This window comes from Porphyrobacter sp. YT40, from assembly GCF_006542605.1.
In the GTDB taxonomy this organism is placed as follows: domain Bacteria; phylum Pseudomonadota; class Alphaproteobacteria; order Sphingomonadales; family Sphingomonadaceae; genus Erythrobacter.
This window is the reverse complement of the sequence record NZ_CP041222.1, coordinates 2,035,688-2,049,525: the sequence shown is the minus strand read 5'-3', so window position 1 is coordinate 2,049,525 and position 13,838 is coordinate 2,035,688. Positions and strand designations below refer to the sequence as shown.

At 63.5% G+C, this 13,838-nt stretch carries 23 protein-coding genes; all 23 read right to left on the bottom strand.

Annotated features, from left to right (window positions below; translation table 11 throughout):
• Nucleotides 1-22 precede the first annotated feature (22 nt).
• On the bottom strand, nt 23-547 hold the full coding sequence (gene rplO, locus E2E27_RS09580; RefSeq protein ID WP_141458718.1) for a 50S ribosomal protein L15: 525 nt from the start codon (nt 545-547) through the stop codon (nt 23-25).
• Nucleotides 548-620: 73 nt separating this feature from the next.
• A complete protein-coding gene (gene rpmD, locus E2E27_RS09575) occupies nt 621-797 on the bottom strand; it encodes a 50S ribosomal protein L30 (protein ID WP_141458717.1) in 177 nt (58 codons plus the stop codon).
• Between the two features lie 6 nt (nt 798-803).
• Nucleotides 804-1,535, bottom strand: coding sequence for a 30S ribosomal protein S5 (rpsE, locus tag E2E27_RS09570; protein WP_141458716.1), 732 nt, complete (start codon nt 1,533-1,535; stop codon nt 804-806).
• Nucleotides 1,536-1,537: 2 nt separating this feature from the next.
• On the bottom strand, nt 1,538-1,882 hold the full coding sequence (rplR, locus tag E2E27_RS09565; protein WP_141458715.1) for a 50S ribosomal protein L18: 345 nt from the start codon (nt 1,880-1,882) through the stop codon (nt 1,538-1,540).
• Between the two features lies 1 nt (nt 1,883).
• Nucleotides 1,884-2,417: a 50S ribosomal protein L6 gene (gene rplF / locus E2E27_RS09560; protein ID WP_141458714.1), complete on the bottom strand. Its 534-nt coding sequence runs from the start codon at nt 2,415-2,417 to the stop codon at nt 1,884-1,886.
• On the bottom strand, nt 2,417-2,812 hold the full coding sequence (rpsH, locus tag E2E27_RS09555) for a 30S ribosomal protein S8 (protein WP_086609107.1): 396 nt from the start codon (nt 2,810-2,812) through the stop codon (nt 2,417-2,419). Before rpsH ends, rplF begins: the two co-directional genes overlap by 1 nt.
• Nucleotides 2,813-2,822: 10 nt before the next feature.
• Entirely contained in the window at nt 2,823-3,128 is a 306-nt protein-coding gene (gene rpsN / locus E2E27_RS09550) for a 30S ribosomal protein S14 (protein WP_086609106.1), read from the bottom strand.
• Nucleotides 3,129-3,170: 42 nt separating this feature from the next.
• The gene (gene rplE / locus E2E27_RS09545) at nt 3,171-3,752 is read right to left on the bottom strand and encodes a 50S ribosomal protein L5 (protein WP_141458713.1); all 582 of its coding nucleotides are present in this window, start codon (nt 3,750-3,752) and stop codon (nt 3,171-3,173) included.
• Nucleotides 3,745-4,065 (bottom strand): 50S ribosomal protein L24, encoded by a 321-nt coding sequence (gene rplX, locus E2E27_RS09540; RefSeq protein WP_141458712.1) that lies wholly within the window; start codon nt 4,063-4,065, stop codon nt 3,745-3,747. The genes rplE and rplX overlap by 8 nt, the downstream gene beginning before the upstream one ends.
• Nucleotides 4,065-4,433, bottom strand: coding sequence for a 50S ribosomal protein L14 (gene rplN, locus E2E27_RS09535; protein ID WP_068352902.1), 369 nt, complete (start codon nt 4,431-4,433; stop codon nt 4,065-4,067). Before rplN ends, rplX begins: the two co-directional genes overlap by 1 nt.
• 78 nt (nt 4,434-4,511) lie before the next feature.
• A complete protein-coding gene (rpsQ, locus tag E2E27_RS09530; protein WP_086609103.1) occupies nt 4,512-4,802 on the bottom strand; it encodes a 30S ribosomal protein S17 in 291 nt (96 codons plus the stop codon).
• An 11-nt stretch (nt 4,803-4,813) separates the two neighbouring features.
• On the bottom strand, nt 4,814-5,026 hold the full coding sequence (gene rpmC, locus E2E27_RS09525; RefSeq protein WP_086609102.1) for a 50S ribosomal protein L29: 213 nt from the start codon (nt 5,024-5,026) through the stop codon (nt 4,814-4,816).
• Nucleotides 5,026-5,460 (bottom strand): 50S ribosomal protein L16, encoded by a 435-nt coding sequence (gene rplP, locus E2E27_RS09520; RefSeq protein WP_086609101.1) that lies wholly within the window; start codon nt 5,458-5,460, stop codon nt 5,026-5,028. The genes rpmC and rplP overlap by 1 nt, the downstream gene beginning before the upstream one ends.
• Before the next feature lie 11 nt (nt 5,461-5,471).
• Nucleotides 5,472-6,167 (bottom strand): 30S ribosomal protein S3, encoded by a 696-nt coding sequence (gene rpsC, locus E2E27_RS09515; RefSeq protein ID WP_141458711.1) that lies wholly within the window; start codon nt 6,165-6,167, stop codon nt 5,472-5,474.
• Between the two features lies 1 nt (nt 6,168).
• Nucleotides 6,169-6,546, bottom strand: a complete 378-nt coding sequence (gene rplV, locus E2E27_RS09510) for a 50S ribosomal protein L22 (protein WP_072675056.1) — start codon at nt 6,544-6,546, stop codon at nt 6,169-6,171.
• The gene (gene rpsS, locus E2E27_RS09505; protein ID WP_088914647.1) at nt 6,546-6,821 is read right to left on the bottom strand and encodes a 30S ribosomal protein S19; all 276 of its coding nucleotides are present in this window, start codon (nt 6,819-6,821) and stop codon (nt 6,546-6,548) included. Before rpsS ends, rplV begins: the two co-directional genes overlap by 1 nt.
• A gap of 6 nt (nt 6,822-6,827) precedes the next feature.
• On the bottom strand, nt 6,828-7,664 hold the full coding sequence (gene rplB, locus E2E27_RS09500) for a 50S ribosomal protein L2 (protein ID WP_141458710.1): 837 nt from the start codon (nt 7,662-7,664) through the stop codon (nt 6,828-6,830).
• Between the two features lie 23 nt (nt 7,665-7,687).
• A complete protein-coding gene (locus E2E27_RS09495) occupies nt 7,688-7,996 on the bottom strand; it encodes a 50S ribosomal protein L23 (RefSeq protein WP_086609097.1) in 309 nt (102 codons plus the stop codon).
• The gene (gene rplD, locus E2E27_RS09490; protein WP_141458709.1) at nt 7,989-8,615 is read right to left on the bottom strand and encodes a 50S ribosomal protein L4; all 627 of its coding nucleotides are present in this window, start codon (nt 8,613-8,615) and stop codon (nt 7,989-7,991) included. The genes E2E27_RS09495 and rplD overlap by 8 nt, the downstream gene beginning before the upstream one ends.
• Before the next feature lie 3 nt (nt 8,616-8,618).
• Nucleotides 8,619-9,413: a 50S ribosomal protein L3 gene (gene rplC, locus E2E27_RS09485; RefSeq protein ID WP_141458708.1), complete on the bottom strand. Its 795-nt coding sequence runs from the start codon at nt 9,411-9,413 to the stop codon at nt 8,619-8,621.
• A gap of 274 nt (nt 9,414-9,687) precedes the next feature.
• The gene (rpsJ, locus tag E2E27_RS09480) at nt 9,688-9,999 is read right to left on the bottom strand and encodes a 30S ribosomal protein S10 (RefSeq protein ID WP_017665146.1); all 312 of its coding nucleotides are present in this window, start codon (nt 9,997-9,999) and stop codon (nt 9,688-9,690) included.
• Nucleotides 10,000-10,330: 331 nt separating this feature from the next.
• The gene (gene tuf / locus E2E27_RS09475) at nt 10,331-11,521 is read right to left on the bottom strand and encodes an elongation factor Tu (RefSeq protein ID WP_141458707.1); all 1,191 of its coding nucleotides are present in this window, start codon (nt 11,519-11,521) and stop codon (nt 10,331-10,333) included.
• 94 nt (nt 11,522-11,615) lie between these two features.
• Nucleotides 11,616-13,748 carry an elongation factor G gene (gene fusA, locus E2E27_RS09470; RefSeq protein ID WP_141458706.1) on the bottom strand — a complete coding sequence of 711 codons (2,133 nt, stop codon included), beginning with the start codon at nt 13,746-13,748 and terminating at the stop codon, nt 11,616-11,618.
• Nucleotides 13,749-13,838 lie beyond the last annotated feature (90 nt).

Here is a 13,838-nt window from a genome sequence, read left to right as displayed (position 1 = left end):
CCCGCGCCACACCTTTTGTCGATTACTTCGCCTTTGCCGCCTTGTTGGCGTCGCGACGGGCGAGCTTCTTCTCGTGTTCGGGGGTCGGCTCGGGAGCCACTTCCACCTTGCCGCCGGCCTTTTCGACCGCAGCGATTGCGCCCTTGGTGGCGCCGGTCACGGCGAAGGTTGCCTTGGCGGTGATCTCACCCTTGCCGAGCAGACGCACGCCATCCTTGCCGCCGCGCACCAGACCCGCTTCACGCAGGGCTTCCTCGGTGATGGTGGCCTTCGCGTCGAGCTTGCCCGCGTCGATGAACTTCTGGATCATGCCCACGTTCACCTCGGCATAGTCCTTGCCGAACGGGTTGTTGAAGCCGCGCTTCGGAAGGCGCATGTGGAGCGGCATCTGGCCGCCTTCGAAGCCCTTGATGGCAACGCCGGAACGGGCCTTCTGGCCCTTCTGACCGCGAGCCGAGGTCTTGCCCTTGCCCGAGCCGATACCACGGCCGACGCGGATGCGGCCCTTGCGGGCACCGGCATTGTCGCGGATGTCATTCAGTTTCATATCGTGCACTCGCTTTCGCTTTTGTCGCGCTGAGAGATGGAAAGCCCCGCCGGAGCGGGGCTGACCGGGTTGATTAGTCGATCACCTGGACCAGATGCGGGATCTTGGCGATCGCGCCGCGCACCTCAGGAGTGTCCTGACGCTCGACGATCTTGTGCATCTTGTTGAGCCCAAGACCGATAAGGATCTTGCGCTGACTTTCCTGGCGACGGATCGGCGAGCCGATCTGCTTGATCTTGATGGTAGCCATTATCGGTTACTCCGCGATCGCGGCAGCATCGGCTTCCGCCTCGGCTGCACTGGCTCCGCCCCGACCGAGCAGGTCGGCAACCTTCTTGCCGCGACGCTGAGCCACCGACTTCGGCGAAGTCTGCTCAGTCAGCGCGTCGAAGGTGGCGCGGATCATGTTGTAGGGGTTCGAGGTGCCGACCGACTTGGTCACCACGTCGGCAACGCCGAGGCTCTCGAACACGGCGCGCATCGGACCACCGGCGATGATGCCGGTCCCCGGAGGCGCGGTGCGCAGGGTCACCTTGCCCGCGCCGAAACGGCCATTGCCGTCGTGGTGCAGGGTGCGGCCTTCCTTGAGCGGAACGCGGATCATCTTCTTGCGGGCCGAGGCGGTCGCCTTGGTGATCGCTTCGGGCACTTCGCGGGCCTTGCCGTGGCCGAAGCCGACGCGGCCCTGGCCGTCACCGACAACCACGAGCGCCGCAAAGCCGAAGCGCTTGCCGCCCTTCACGGTCTTGGAGACGCGGTTGATGTGCACCAGCTTTTCGATGATGCCGTCATCTTCTTCCTGCTTGCCGCCGCGACGATCGTCACGACCGCCCCGACCGCGACCGCGGTCACCGCCTTCGCGGTTGCCGCCACGGCCTCGGCCACGACGGGCGTTGCCGTCATCGGCCTGCGCGGGCGACTGGTTCTCTGCCGCTTCCGACGGAGTCTGCGCCACTTCGGGCACTTCGTTGGTGTTCTCGTCAGCCATAATCAGAACTCCAGCCCGCCTTCGCGGGCGGCATCGGCCAGCGCCTTGACGCGGCCATGGAACAGGAACCCGCCGCGATCGAACACGACAGTCGTCACGCCCGCCTTCTTCGCGGCTTCGGCAATCTGCTTGCCAACTTCGGCAGCGGCATCGACATTCGCACCGCTCGCCTTGGCGCCGAGGGTCGAGGCCGCCGCGACGGTCTTGCCGGCGGCGTCATCGATGATCTGGGCGTAGATGTGGCGACCGGTGCGGTGCACCGACAGACGGGGCTTGCCACCGGCACGCGCGCGCAGCGCGGTGCGAACGCGGCGACGGCGCCGTTCGAACAGGGATAGCTTTGCCATGTTACCTCTTCTTCCCTTCCTTGCGGAAGATATACTCGCCGCGATAGGCGATACCCTTGCCCTTGTAGGGCTCGGGCTTGCGCCAGCGACGGATTTCGGCGGCAAACTGGCCCACGGCCTGCTTGTCGGTGCCGGAAATCTCGATCGTGGTCTGATCCGGGGTCTTCACTTCGAGACCTTCGGGAACCGGCAGGTCGACATCGTGGCTGTAGCCGAGCTGCAGCTTCAGATTGCGGCCCTGCGCGTTGGCACGGTAGCCGACGCCCTTGATGTCGAGGATCTTGGTGAAGCCGTTGCTGACACCTTCGACCAGGTTCGACACCAGCGTGCGCTGCATGCCCCAGAAGGCACGTGCCTGCTTGCTGTCGTTTGCCGGCTTGACCGAGATCGCGCCCTCTTCGACCTTGTAGTCGATGAGGTCGGACAGGCCCATGGTGAGGGTGCCCTTGGGGCCCTTCACGCTGATCGTGCCGTTGTCGATCGTGGCGGTCACGCCGCCGGGGATCGCAACCGGCTTTTTACCGATGCGGCTCATCAGAACACCTCCGCCAGCACTTCGCCGCCGACGTTGTGCGTGCGCGCTTCGGCATCCGAGAGCACGCCGCGCGGCGTCGAGACGATGGTGATGCCGAGACCATTGCGGACCGTCGGCAGTTCCTTGGAACCCGAGTAGATCCGGCGACCCGGCTTGGAGACGCGGGCCACGTGCTTGATCGCGGGCTCGCCTTCGAAATACTTCAGTTCGATCCGCAGCGCCTTGTGCTTGCCCGAATTGTCTTCGCTGAAGCCACGGATGTAGCCTTCACGCTGAAGCACTTCGAGAACGCTTGCACGCAGGTTGCTCGCCGGGGTCAGGACGGAGTCCTTCTTGGCGCGCTGGCCGTTGCGGATGCGGGTGAGCATGTCACCCAGAGGATCGGTCATAGCCATCTGTCAGTCCTCACCAGCTCGACTTGGTCAGACCGGGAATCATCCCGCTGTTGCCGAGTTGACGCAGTTCGATACGGTTGATGCCGAACTTGCGGTAATAGCCGCGCGGGCGGCCGGTGGTGGCGCAACGGTTGCGCACCCGGGTCGGGTTCGCGTTGCGCGGAAGCTCAGCCATCTTGAGACGGGCGACCAGGCGCTCCGTTTCGTCGAGGGATTCGTCGTTAGCGATCGCCTTCAGCTTCTCGTACTTCGCAGCGTACTGCTTGACGAGCTTCTTGCGACGCTCATTCTTGTTGATGGAACTCAGTTTCGCCATGGACTTAAGCTCTCTTGCCTAGTGTCTTTTGGGGGAAGCGGCTCACGCCGCTTCCTTCTGTTCGGTCTTGGCCTCGCCCGCGAAGGGGAAGCCGAACAGGCGCAGCAGCTCGCGCGCCTCTTCGTCGGTCTTGGCGGTGGTGGTGACGATGATGTCCATCCCACGCACCTTCTCGATCCGGTCGTAGCTGATTTCGGGGAACACGATCTGTTCCTTCAGCCCCATCGCGTAGTTGCCGCGGCCGTCGAACGACTTGGCGTTCAGCCCGCGGAAGTCACGGATGCGCGGCATGGCCACGGTCACCAGACGGTCGAGAAATTCGTACATGCGTTCGCGGCGCAGGGTCACCTTGCAGCCGATCGGCATGCCTTCACGCAGCTTGAACTGCGCGATCGACTTCTTGGCGATGGTGATGACCGGCTTCTGGCCGGCGATCAGCGCCATTTCCTCGGCGGCGGTCTGGACCTTCTTCTTGTCCTGGCTCGCTTCGCCCACGCCCATGTTCAGCGTGATCTTTTCGAGCTTGGGGACTTCCATCCGGTTCTTGTAACCGAACTTCTCGGTCATGGCCTTGACGATCTCGTTGTCGTACTTGGCCTTCAGACGGGCGGTATAATCAGCCATCGATGGTCTCCCCACTCTTGACGGCGACGCGCACCTTCTTGCCGTCCTTCACTTCGAAGCGGACGCGGGTGGCCTTGCCGGTCTTGGGATCAGCGAGCGCAACCTTGGAGATGTGCATCGGCGCGGCGAAGCGATCGATGCCACCCTGGGGGTTGGTCTGGCTGGGCTTGCGGTGACGGGCGACGACATTGACGCCCTCGACAACGACCTTGCCGTCCTTCGGCATGACCTGGGCGACCGTACCGGTGCGACCCTTGTCCTTGCCCGACAGCACGACGACGCTGTCACCCTTCTTGATCTTGGCGGCAGCCATCACAGCACCTCCGGCGCGAGCGAGATGATCTTCATGAAGCCCTTGCCGCGCAGTTCGCGCACCACGGGGCCAAAGATACGGGTGCCGATCGGCTCCTCGTTCTTGTTCACGAGCACCGCGGCATTGCTGTCGAAGCGGATGACGGTGCCATCCGGACGACGCACGTCCTTGCGGGTGCGCACGATCACCGCGCGGTGAACGTCGCCCTTCTTGACCTTGGTGCGCGGCTGCGCCTCCTTGATGGAGACGACGATCACGTCGCCGACGCCCGCGGTACGACGCTTCGACCCGCCCAGCACCTTGATGCACTGGACGCGCTTGGCGCCGCTGTTGTCCGCGACGTCGAGATTGGATTGCATCTGGATCATTGATCCGTCTTCCTTCTCACTGGCTTACCGGGACGCCCGATCCGACCGGGGCCTGGCAGTTCCGTTTACGTCTGTTGCTCAGTTACCCGCTTCGGCCACGTCGAGGTCGGCTTCCACCGCCTGCACGCCGCCTGCCACGACCCGGTCCTTGACGATCCAGGTCTTGGTCTTGGACATCGGGCGGGTCTCTTCGATCCGCACCACGTCACCCACGGTGTATTCGTTTGTCTCGTCGTGCGCGTGATACTTCTTCGAACGACGGATGATCTTCCCGTAGAGCGGGTGCTTCACCTTGCGTTCGACCAGCACGGTCACGGTCTTGTCGGTCTTGTCGGAGGTCACAGTCCCGACGAGGATACGCTTGGGCATTGTGCTACTCCTTACGCCTTCGCGGCGGCGGCTTTCGCCGCGCGCTCGGTTTGCAGCGTCTTGATCTGCGCGATGGCCCGGCGCACCTGACGGATGCGCGAGGGGGCTTCGAGCTGGTTGGTCGCAGCCTGGAACCGCAGATTGTACTGCTCGCGCTTGAGCTCGGTGAGCTCGGCGGTCAGCTGATCATCGGTCTTGGTGCGAAGGTCCGCGATATCGGCCATTATTCGCCTCCCAGGTGGCTGGTGTCACCCAGACGGGCGACAACCTTGGTCTTGATCGGCAGCTTCATCGCTGCGCGCTCGAACGCTTCGGCGGCCAGCGGGCCGGCGACGCCGTCGAGTTCGAACAGGATGCGGCCCGGCTTCACCTTGGCTGCCCAGTATTCGACCGAACCCTTGCCCTTACCCTGACGGACTTCGGCAGGCTTCTTCGACACGGGCACATCGGGGAACACGCGGATCCAGAGACGACCCTGACGCTTGATGTGACGGGTGATCGCACGACGGGCCGCTTCGATCTGGCGGGCGGTGACGCGCTCGGGTTCCAGAGCCTTCAGGCCGTAGGAGCCGAAGTTGAGGGTGGTGCCACCCTTGGCTTCGCCCTTGATCCGGCCCTTGAACTGCTTGCGGAACTTGGTTTTTTTCGGTTGCAACATGGCTATCTACCTCAGCGAGCCGGACGGACGCCGGAAGTCTGGGCTTCCATCATCAGGCGGTCCTGCGCGGTGGGATCATGGGCGAGGATCTCGCCCTTGAAGATCCACACCTTGATCCCGATGATCCCGTAGGCGGTGAGCGCCTCGGTCTCGGCGTAATCGATGTTCGCACGCAGGGTATGAAGCGGCACGCGACCTTCGCGGTACCATTCGACCCGGGCGATTTCCGCCCCGCCGAGACGGCCGCCGCACACGATCTTGATGCCTTCGGCACCCAGACGCAGCGCCGACTGCACCGCACGCTTCATCGCCCGGCGGAACGCCACGCGGCGCACCAGCTGATCGGCGATGCCCTGCGCGACGAGCTTGGCGTCGATTTCGGGCTTGCGGATCTCGACGATGTTCAGCTTGACGTCGCTGTCGGTCATCGTCGCCAGCTTCGAGCGCAGCTTTTCGATGTCCGCGCCTTTCTTGCCGATGATCACACCGGGACGCGCCGCATAGATCGACACGCGGCACAGCTTGGCCGGACGCTCGATCACCACCTTCGAAACCGCCGCCTGCGGCAGGTTCTTCATGATGTACTTGCGGATCATCACGTCTTCTTTGAGCAGCTGCGCATAGTCACGCCCTTCGGCGTACCAGCGGCTGTCCCAAGTGCGGTTGATCTGCAGGCGCAGACCGATCGGATTGCTCTTCTGGCCCATCTTACGCCTCCTCTGCTTCGCGAACGACGATCCGCAGACGCGAGAACGGCTTCAGGATCCGGGTCGACTTGCCGCGACCGCGGGTGTGGAACCGCTTCATCGTCACCGACTTGCCGACCGAGGCTTCCGCCACGACAAGCGCGTCGACATCGAGATTGTGGTTGTTCTCGGCGTTGGCGATTGCCGAGGCGAGCACCTTGCTCGCATCGCGCGCCATCGCCCGCTTCGAGAAGGCGAGGATATTCAGAGCTTCCTCGGCCTTCTTGCCACGGATCAGGGCGGCCACGAGGTTCAGCTTCTGCGCCGAACCACGGATCGTGGTGCCGACGGCCAGCGCCTCGTTATCGCCCACGCGGCGGGGTGCTTTTGCCTTGCCCATTAGCGCTTGCCCTTCTTGTCGGCAGCGTGACCGGGGAAGGTGCGCGTGGGCGCAAATTCACCGAGCTTGTGGCCGACCATTTCTTCCGAAACCGAAACGGGAATGAACTTGTGCCCGTTGTAGACATTGAAGGTGAGCCCGACGAACTGCGGCAGGATCGTCGAACGCCGCGACCAGGTCTTGATCGGCTTGGCATTCGTGGTTTCCTGCGCCGTTTCTGCCTTCTTGAGCAGGCTCAGCTCGACAAACGGACCTTTCCAGACGGAACGTGCCATCGTCTCTTACCTCTTCTTCTTCGCGTGACGCGAACGGATGATCATCTTGTCCGTCTGCTTGTTGTGGCGCGTGCGGGCACCCTTGGTCGGCTTGCCCCACGGGGTCACCGGATGGCGACCACCGGAGGTCCGGCCTTCACCACCGCCGTGCGGGTGATCGACCGGGTTCTTCGCAACGCCGCGGGTCAGCGGACGCTTGCCCATCCAGCGGGTGCGGCCGGCCTTGCCGAAATTCTGGTTCTGGTTGTCGGGGTTCGACACCGCGCCAACCGTACCCATGCAATCGGCACGCAGGTAACGCTGCTCGCCCGAATTCAGGCGAACGATGACCATCGCGCGGTCACGACCGACGACCTGCACATAGGTGCCGGCCGAACGGGCGATCTGACCGCCCTTGCCCGGCTTCATCTCGACATTGTGGCAGATCGTGCCGACCGGCATCTGGCCGAGCAGCATGGCGTTGCCGGGCTTGGTGTCGACCTTTTCGCCGGCCACCACAGAATCGCCGACAGCCAGACGCTGCGGAGCGATGATGTAGGCCTGCTCGCCGTCTTCGTACTTCACAAGCGCGATGAAGGCGGTGCGGTTCGGGTCATATTCCAGACGCTCGACGGTCGCCGGCATGTCCCACTTGCGACGCTTGAAGTCGATGTAGCGGTACTTCTGCTTGTGACCACCGGCGATGCCACGCGAGGTGACATGGCCCTTGTTGTTGCGGCCACCGGTCTTGCGCTTCCCTTCGGTCAGCGCCTTCACCGGCTTGCCCTTGTAGAGCGCCGACTTGTCGACCAGAATCAGGCCGCGACGGGCGGGACTGGTCGGCTTGTAGTTCTTGAGTGCCATTGTTCGTTTCCTGTCCCTTGGCCTCAGATACCGCTGGTGATGTCGATCATCTCACCCTCGGCGAGGGTTACGATGGCCTTCTTCACGTCGGAGCGCTGATAGGCCTTGCCCTTCCAGCGCTTGGTCTTGCCCTTCTGGACCAGGGTGTTCACGGCGACGACCTTCTTGTCGTAGATCGCCTCGATCGCTTCCTTGATCTGCGGCTTGGTCGCGGAACCCGCAACCTTGAAGACCACGGCGTTGTGTTCCGACGCGAGGGTCGACTTTTCCGTGATGTGCGGCGCGATGATCACGTCGTAGTGACGCGCATCGACAGTCTGCTTCTTAGCCATTGAAGCGCGCCTCCAGCTTTTCGACAGCGGCCTTGGTCAGCACCAGCGTGTCGTGGTTGAGGATGTCGTAGACATTGGCGCCGATCGCGGGGAGCACGTTGACGCCCGGCAGGTTGCCGGCAGCCTTCTTGAAGCCCGCATCGACCTGCTCGCCGTCGATCACCAGGATCTTGCCGGCGAAACCAGCCTTGGCGAGGTGGCCCTTCAGAGCCTTGGTCTTGGCTTCGGCGAGTTCGAGGCTGTCGACCACGACGAGCCCGTCCTTGGCCTTGCTCGAAAGCGCCATCTTGAGGCCGAGCGCGCGGACCTTCTTGTTGAGCGACTGCTCGAAGTCACGCTTGCGCGCACCGTGGGCCTTGCCGCCGCCGATGAAGATCGGGGCTGCGCGGTCGCCGTGACGGGCGGTGCCGCCACCCTTCTGCTTGCCGAACTTCTTGCCGGTGCGGGCCACGTCCGAACGCTCACGCGTCGGGCGGGCGGTGCCGCGGCGGTTCTCGAGCTGCCAGGTCACCACGCGGTGGAGGATGTCGGCGCGCGGCTCGATGCCGAACACGTCGTCCGACAGTTCGATATCGCCCGAGGCCTTGCCGCCGTCGATTTTCTGAACCTTGATCTTCATGGCTCAGCCTTCCTTGTTTTCTTCGGTGGCCGCAGCGTCGGTTTCGACAGCTTCGGTCACAGTGGCTTCTTCGGCCGCGGCGTCGACCACCGAGGGGGTCTCGTCAGCCTGCGGGGCCTTCTTGTCGAGCACCGCGCCGGGGAACGGCACGCCTTCGGGAAGCGGCAGCTTCACCGCGTCGCGCACGAGCAGCCAGCCATTCTTCGCGCCCGGAACCGAGCCCTTGACGAAGAGAAGACCGCGCTCGGCATCGGTGCGGACGATTTCGAGGTTCTGCTGGGTGCGCTGACGGTCGCCCATGTGGCCGGCCATCTTCTTGCCCTTGAACACGCGGCCCGGATCCTGACGGTTACCCGTCGAACCGTGGGCACGGTGCGAGATCGAAACACCGTGGGTGGCGCGCATACCGCCGAAGCCCCAGCGCTTCATGGCGCCGGCAAAGCCCTTACCCTGGGTGTGGCCGGTGATGTCGACCATCTGACCGGCGATGAAGTGCTCTGCACTGATGGTCGCACCCACGGGAACGAGCGCGTCTTCGCTCTCGACCCGGAATTCGGCGACGCGCTTCTTCAGGCCGACATCAGCCTTGGCGAAATGCTCACGCTGCGGCTTGGCAACGTTCTTCTGCTTGGCCTCGCCCGCGCCGAGCTGGACGGCGAAGTAGCCATCGCGGTCAGCGGTGCGGTGCGAAACCACCTGGCAATCTTCCAGCGCGAGAACGGTCACAGGCACGTGCCGTCCGTCCTCCTGGAAGAGGCGGGTCATCCCGACTTTCTTTGCGATAACGCCGGTGCGCATCGTCAGTTACTCCTCAACAGAGGCACCCTGCAGACCATCCGCAAGGTGCATGGCGAGGCCGCGTTGCAAGCAACACAGCCCCAGTTCAGCCCGAATTTTCATGCATCGCCCCGTCCGGGCTGAGTGCCTCCGCTGGCCGGTTGGCCGCTGGAGGCGAGACGGGGGACGCAGCCCGGAGAGTTTCTCCGGCGGTATCCACCCTATCGTCAGTCGGGGCGTATCAGCCCCTACGATAGAGGCCCCCACCCGAAGACGGGGGCATTTCGGCCAGCCTTTAGGCCAGCTTGATCTCGACGTTCACGCCGGCAGCCAGATCGAGCTTCATCAGCGCGTCCACGGTCTGGGCGTTGGGCTGCACGATGTCGAGCAGCCGCTTGTAGGTACGGACCTCGAACTGCTCGCGCGACTTCTTGTCGACGTGCGGACCGCGGTTCACGGTGAACTTCTCGATACGCGTCGGCAGCGGAATGGGGCCGCGAATAAGCGCGCCGGTGCGGCGGGCCGTGTCAGCGATCTCGCCAGTGGCCTGGTCGAGTACGCGGTGGTCAAACGCCTTGAGGCGAATACGGATATTCTGAGCTTCCATGTCCTACTACCGATGCGAAAGAGCCAAGGAGCAACCGGCAGAGCCGGCATTTCCCAAAAACAAAGACCGCCCCGCGTCCTTCCGGTTTCCCGAGAGCGGGCGGCCTTCCTCAAAACTCGTTCCCCAAGAGACGAATCTCGTCCGGGGATGCGCGCCTATACGGGGCGAGCCGCCGTCTGGCAAGGGGCTAGGCTAAGGAAATTACGTGACCGTGAAACGACCGCGCCGATCCCGGGCCGCAGCCCCCTACCCTAACGCGAAAAGGCCCGGCGGCTCTTGCGAGCAGCCGGGCCTTCAAGCGTTCAGTTTCGCCCCTTAGCGGAGCAACACCTTACTTGGTGATCTTGGCGACGACGCCCGAACCCACGGTGCGGCCACCTTCGCGGATCGCGAAGCGCAGACCTTCGTCCATGGCGATCGGAGCGATCAGCTTGACGCCGATGGTCACGTTGTCGCCCGGCATCACCATTTCGGTGCCTTCGGGAAGGATCACTTCGCCGGTCACGTCGGTGGTGCGGAAGTAGAACTGCGGGCGGTAGTTGGCGAAGAACGGCGTGTGACGGCCACCTTCGTCCTTCGACAGCACGTAGACTTCGGCGCTGAACTCGGTGTGCGGGCTGACCGAACCGGGCTTGCAGAGAACCTGGCCACGCTCGACCTCTTCACGGGCGACGCCGCGGATCAGGGCGCCGACGTTGTCGCCAGCTTCACCGCGATCGAGCAGCTTGCGGAACATTTCCACGCCGGTGACGGTGGTCTTGCGGGTGTCCTTGATGCCGACGATTTCGACTTCGTCACCAACGTTGACGATGCCGGTTTCGATACGGCCGGTCACCACGGTGCCGCGACCCGAGATCGAGAACACGTCTTCGATCGGCATCAGGAACGGCTTGTCGACCGGACGGTCGGGCTGCGGGATGTACTCGTCAACGGCGTTGATGAGGGCGATCACCGATTCCTTGCCGATGTTGTCGTCGCGACCTTCGAGAGCGGCCAGAGCCGAACCCTTGATGATCGGAATGTTGTCACCGTCGAAGTCGTACGAGCTGAGCAGCTCGCGCACTTCCAGTTCGACGAGCTCGAGGATTTCCTCGTCGTCGACCTGGTCGACCTTGTTCATGTAAACGACCAGCGCCGGCACGCCGACCTGACGGGCGAGCAGGATGTGCTCACGGGTCTGGGGCATCGGGCCGTCGGCGGCGTTCACGACCAGGATCGCGCCGTCCATCTGGGCGGCACCGGTGATCATGTTCTTCACGTAGTCGGCGTGACCCGGGCAGTCGACGTGCGCGTAGTGACGGGCAGCCGATTCGTACTCGACGTGCGCGGTCGAGATGGTGATGCCGCGCTCACGCTCTTCCGGCGCCTTGTCGATGTTGGCGAAGTCCACGGCGGCACCGCCGTAGGTTTCAGCCATCACCTTGGTGATCGCCGCGGTCAGCGTGGTCTTGCCATGGTCGACGTGACCGATGGTGCCGATGTTGCAGTGCGGCTTATTCCGCTGGAACTTTTCCTTGGCCATTTCTCTGGTGTACCTTCTTGAATGAAACGATGTGTTCGCGGGAGAAAGGCAGCGCCCGCAGAATCAGGCGCCGCCCCTAGACTGCTCACGCAGCTTAGGCAAGTTTCTCCTTGACCTCGGCTGCGACGTTGGCCGGAACCTCGTCATAGTGCGAGAACTGCATGGTGTACTGCGCACGCCCTTGCGTGAACGAGCGCAGTTCGTTGACGTAGCCGAACATGTTGGCGAGCGGCACGAAGGCCTCCACCGCCTGGGCATTGCCGCGCGTGTCGGTGCCCTGGATCTGTCCGCGCCGCGAGTTGAGGTCGCCGATAACGTCGCCCAGATAATCGTCCGGGGTCACGACTTCAACCTTCATGATCGGCTCGAGCAGCTTGATGCCGGCCTTCTGCGCCACTTCGCGCATGGCACCGCGGGCGGCGATTTCGAACGCGATCGCGCTCGAGTCGACGTCGTGGTAGGCACCATCGGTCAGCTTGATCGAGAAGTCGATGATCGGGAAGCCGACGAGGTGGCCGCTTTCGGCCTGCTCGCGGAAACCCTTTTCGATCGCCGGGATGTATTCGCGCGGAATGTTCCCGCCCTTGATCTGGTCCTCGAAGATCACGCCCTGGCCGCGCTCACCCGGGGTGACCGTGACCTTCACGCGGCCGAACTGGCCCGAGCCGCCCGACTGCTTCTTGTGGGTGTAATCGACTTCGACTTCGCGGGCGAGGTATTCGCGGTAAGCCACCTGCGGGGCACCGACATTGGCCTCGACCTTGAACTCGCGACGCATGCGGTCGACGATGATGTCGAGGTGCAGTTCGCCCATGCCCTTGATGATCGTCTGACCGCTTTCGTGGTCGGTCGACACGCGGAACGAGGGGTCTTCCTGCGCCAGGCGATTGAGCGCGATGCCCATCTTTTCCTGGTCGGCCTTGGTCTTGGGTTCCACCGAAAGCTCGATCACGGGCTCGGGGAATTCCATGCGCTCGAGGATGATCGGCTTGGCGGCATCGCACAGGGTGTCCCCGGTGGTCGTGTCCTTCATGCCGGCCAGCGCGACGATGTCGCCCGCAAACGCCTCATCGATGTCCTCGCGGTTGTTCGAGTGCATCAGCAGCATGCGGCCGATCTTTTCCTTCTTGTCCTTCACCGAATTCAGGACCTGGCCCTTGGTGAGCTTGCCGGAATAGATGCGGGTGAAGGTCAGCGAGCCGACGAAGGGATCGTTCATGATCTTGAACGCCAGCGCCGAGAACGGCGCATCGTCACTCGAGGGGCGCTCGGCCTCCTCGTCGCTGTCGGGCAGCACGCCCTTGATCGCCGGCACGTCGAGCGGCGAAGGCATGTAGTCCACCACCGCATCGAGCAGGGGCTGCACGCCCTTGTTCTTGAACGCCGAGCCGCAGGTCACCGGCACGAAGGCGCGCGCCATGGTGCCCTGACGGATCAGCTTCTTGATCGTCGGAACGTCAGGCTCGTTGCCTTCGAGATAGGCTTCCATGATCTCGTCGTCCTGCTCGACGACGAGTTCGATCAGACGCTCGCGATATTCGGCGGCCTTGTCGGCGAGATCTTCCGGAATGGGGATGAACTCGTACTTCGCGCCAAGGCTCTCGTCCTTCCAGACGATGCCGCGGTTGTTGACGAGATCGACCACGCCCTGCAGCTGGCTCTCGGCCCCGATCGGGAGATAGAGCACCAGCGGCTTCGCGCCGAGGCGATCAATGATCGACTGGACGCAGTAGTAGAAATCGGCGCCGGTACGGTCGAGCTTGTTGATGAAGCACATGCGGGGAACGCCGTACTTGTCGGCCTGACGCCACACGGTTTCCGACTGCGGCTCCACGCCGGCCACGCCGTCGAACACCGCGACGGCACCGTCGAGCACGCGCAGCGAGCGTTCGACTTCGATGGTGAAGTCGACGTGGCCGGGGGTGTCGATGATGTTGATGCGGTGCTTGGGCTGGTTTTCACGCAGCGCTTCGGGATCGCTCATCGGATCCATGGTCGGATCTTCGGCGGTCCAGAAGGTCGTGGTCGCGGCCGAGGTGATCGTGATCCCGCGCTCCTGCTCCTGCTCCATCCAGTCCATCGTCGCGGCACCATCGTGCACTTCGCCGATCTTGTAGGACTTGCCGGTGTAATAGAGGATACGCTCGGTCGTGGTGGTCTTGCCGGCATCGATGTGCGCCATGATGCCGATATTGCGATAGCGCTCCAGCGGATACTCGCGGGCCATATCAGGTTCCTTGATTGTGAGGGGGCCGCCGGGGTGCGGTCAGGGCCCCATATAGGGAAAATTGTGACAGCCGGAAGACCCCGTCTCCCG

What these genes read in the sequence shown, in the direction of transcription:
- rplO (WP_141458718.1), bottom strand. Translation starts at nt 547, where the DNA reads ATGAAACTGAATGACATCCGCGACAATGCCGGTGCCCGCAAGGGCCGC.
- rpmD (WP_141458717.1), bottom strand. Translation starts at nt 797, where the DNA reads ATGGCTACCATCAAGATCAAGCAGATCGGCTCGCCGATCCGTCGCCAG.
- rpsE (WP_141458716.1), bottom strand. Translation starts at nt 1,535, where the DNA reads ATGGCTGACGAGAACACCAACGAAGTGCCCGAAGTGGCGCAGACTCCG.
- rplR (WP_141458715.1), bottom strand. Translation starts at nt 1,882, where the DNA reads ATGGCAAAGCTATCCCTGTTCGAACGGCGCCGTCGCCGCGTTCGCACC.
- rplF (WP_141458714.1), bottom strand. Translation starts at nt 2,417, where the DNA reads ATGAGCCGCATCGGTAAAAAGCCGGTTGCGATCCCCGGCGGCGTGACC.
- rpsH (WP_086609107.1), bottom strand. Translation starts at nt 2,812, where the DNA reads ATGGCTATGACCGATCCTCTGGGTGACATGCTCACCCGCATCCGCAAC.
- rpsN (WP_086609106.1), bottom strand. Translation starts at nt 3,128, where the DNA reads ATGGCGAAACTGAGTTCCATCAACAAGAATGAGCGTCGCAAGAAGCTC.
- rplE (WP_141458713.1), bottom strand. Translation starts at nt 3,752, where the DNA reads ATGGCTGATTATACCGCCCGTCTGAAGGCCAAGTACGACAACGAGATC.
- rplX (WP_141458712.1), bottom strand. Translation starts at nt 4,065, where the DNA reads ATGGCTGCCGCCAAGATCAAGAAGGGTGACAGCGTCGTCGTGCTGTCG.
- rplN (WP_068352902.1), bottom strand. Translation starts at nt 4,433, where the DNA reads ATGATCCAGATGCAATCCAATCTCGACGTCGCGGACAACAGCGGCGCC.
- rpsQ (WP_086609103.1), bottom strand. Translation starts at nt 4,802, where the DNA reads ATGCCCAAGCGTATCCTCGTCGGGACTGTGACCTCCGACAAGACCGAC.
- rpmC (WP_086609102.1), bottom strand. Translation starts at nt 5,026, where the DNA reads ATGGCCGATATCGCGGACCTTCGCACCAAGACCGATGATCAGCTGACC.
- rplP (WP_086609101.1), bottom strand. Translation starts at nt 5,460, where the DNA reads ATGTTGCAACCGAAAAAAACCAAGTTCCGCAAGCAGTTCAAGGGCCGG.
- rpsC (WP_141458711.1), bottom strand. Translation starts at nt 6,167, where the DNA reads ATGGGCCAGAAGAGCAATCCGATCGGTCTGCGCCTGCAGATCAACCGC.
- rplV (WP_072675056.1), bottom strand. Translation starts at nt 6,546, where the DNA reads ATGGGCAAGGCAAAAGCACCCCGCCGCGTGGGCGATAACGAGGCGCTG.
- rpsS (WP_088914647.1), bottom strand. Translation starts at nt 6,821, where the DNA reads ATGGCACGTTCCGTCTGGAAAGGTCCGTTTGTCGAGCTGAGCCTGCTC.
- rplB (WP_141458710.1), bottom strand. Translation starts at nt 7,664, where the DNA reads ATGGCACTCAAGAACTACAAGCCGACCAGTCCCGCCCGTCGCGGCCTG.
- E2E27_RS09495 (WP_086609097.1), bottom strand. Translation starts at nt 7,996, where the DNA reads ATGGCTAAGAAGCAGACTGTCGATGCGCGTCACTACGACGTGATCATC.
- rplD (WP_141458709.1), bottom strand. Translation starts at nt 8,615, where the DNA reads ATGAAGATCAAGGTTCAGAAAATCGACGGCGGCAAGGCCTCGGGCGAT.
- rplC (WP_141458708.1), bottom strand. Translation starts at nt 9,413, where the DNA reads ATGCGCACCGGCGTTATCGCAAAGAAAGTCGGGATGACCCGCCTCTTC.
- rpsJ (WP_017665146.1), bottom strand. Translation starts at nt 9,999, where the DNA reads ATGGAAGCTCAGAATATCCGTATTCGCCTCAAGGCGTTTGACCACCGC.
- tuf (WP_141458707.1), bottom strand. Translation starts at nt 11,521, where the DNA reads ATGGCCAAGGAAAAGTTCCAGCGGAATAAGCCGCACTGCAACATCGGC.
- fusA (WP_141458706.1), bottom strand. Translation starts at nt 13,748, where the DNA reads ATGGCCCGCGAGTATCCGCTGGAGCGCTATCGCAATATCGGCATCATG.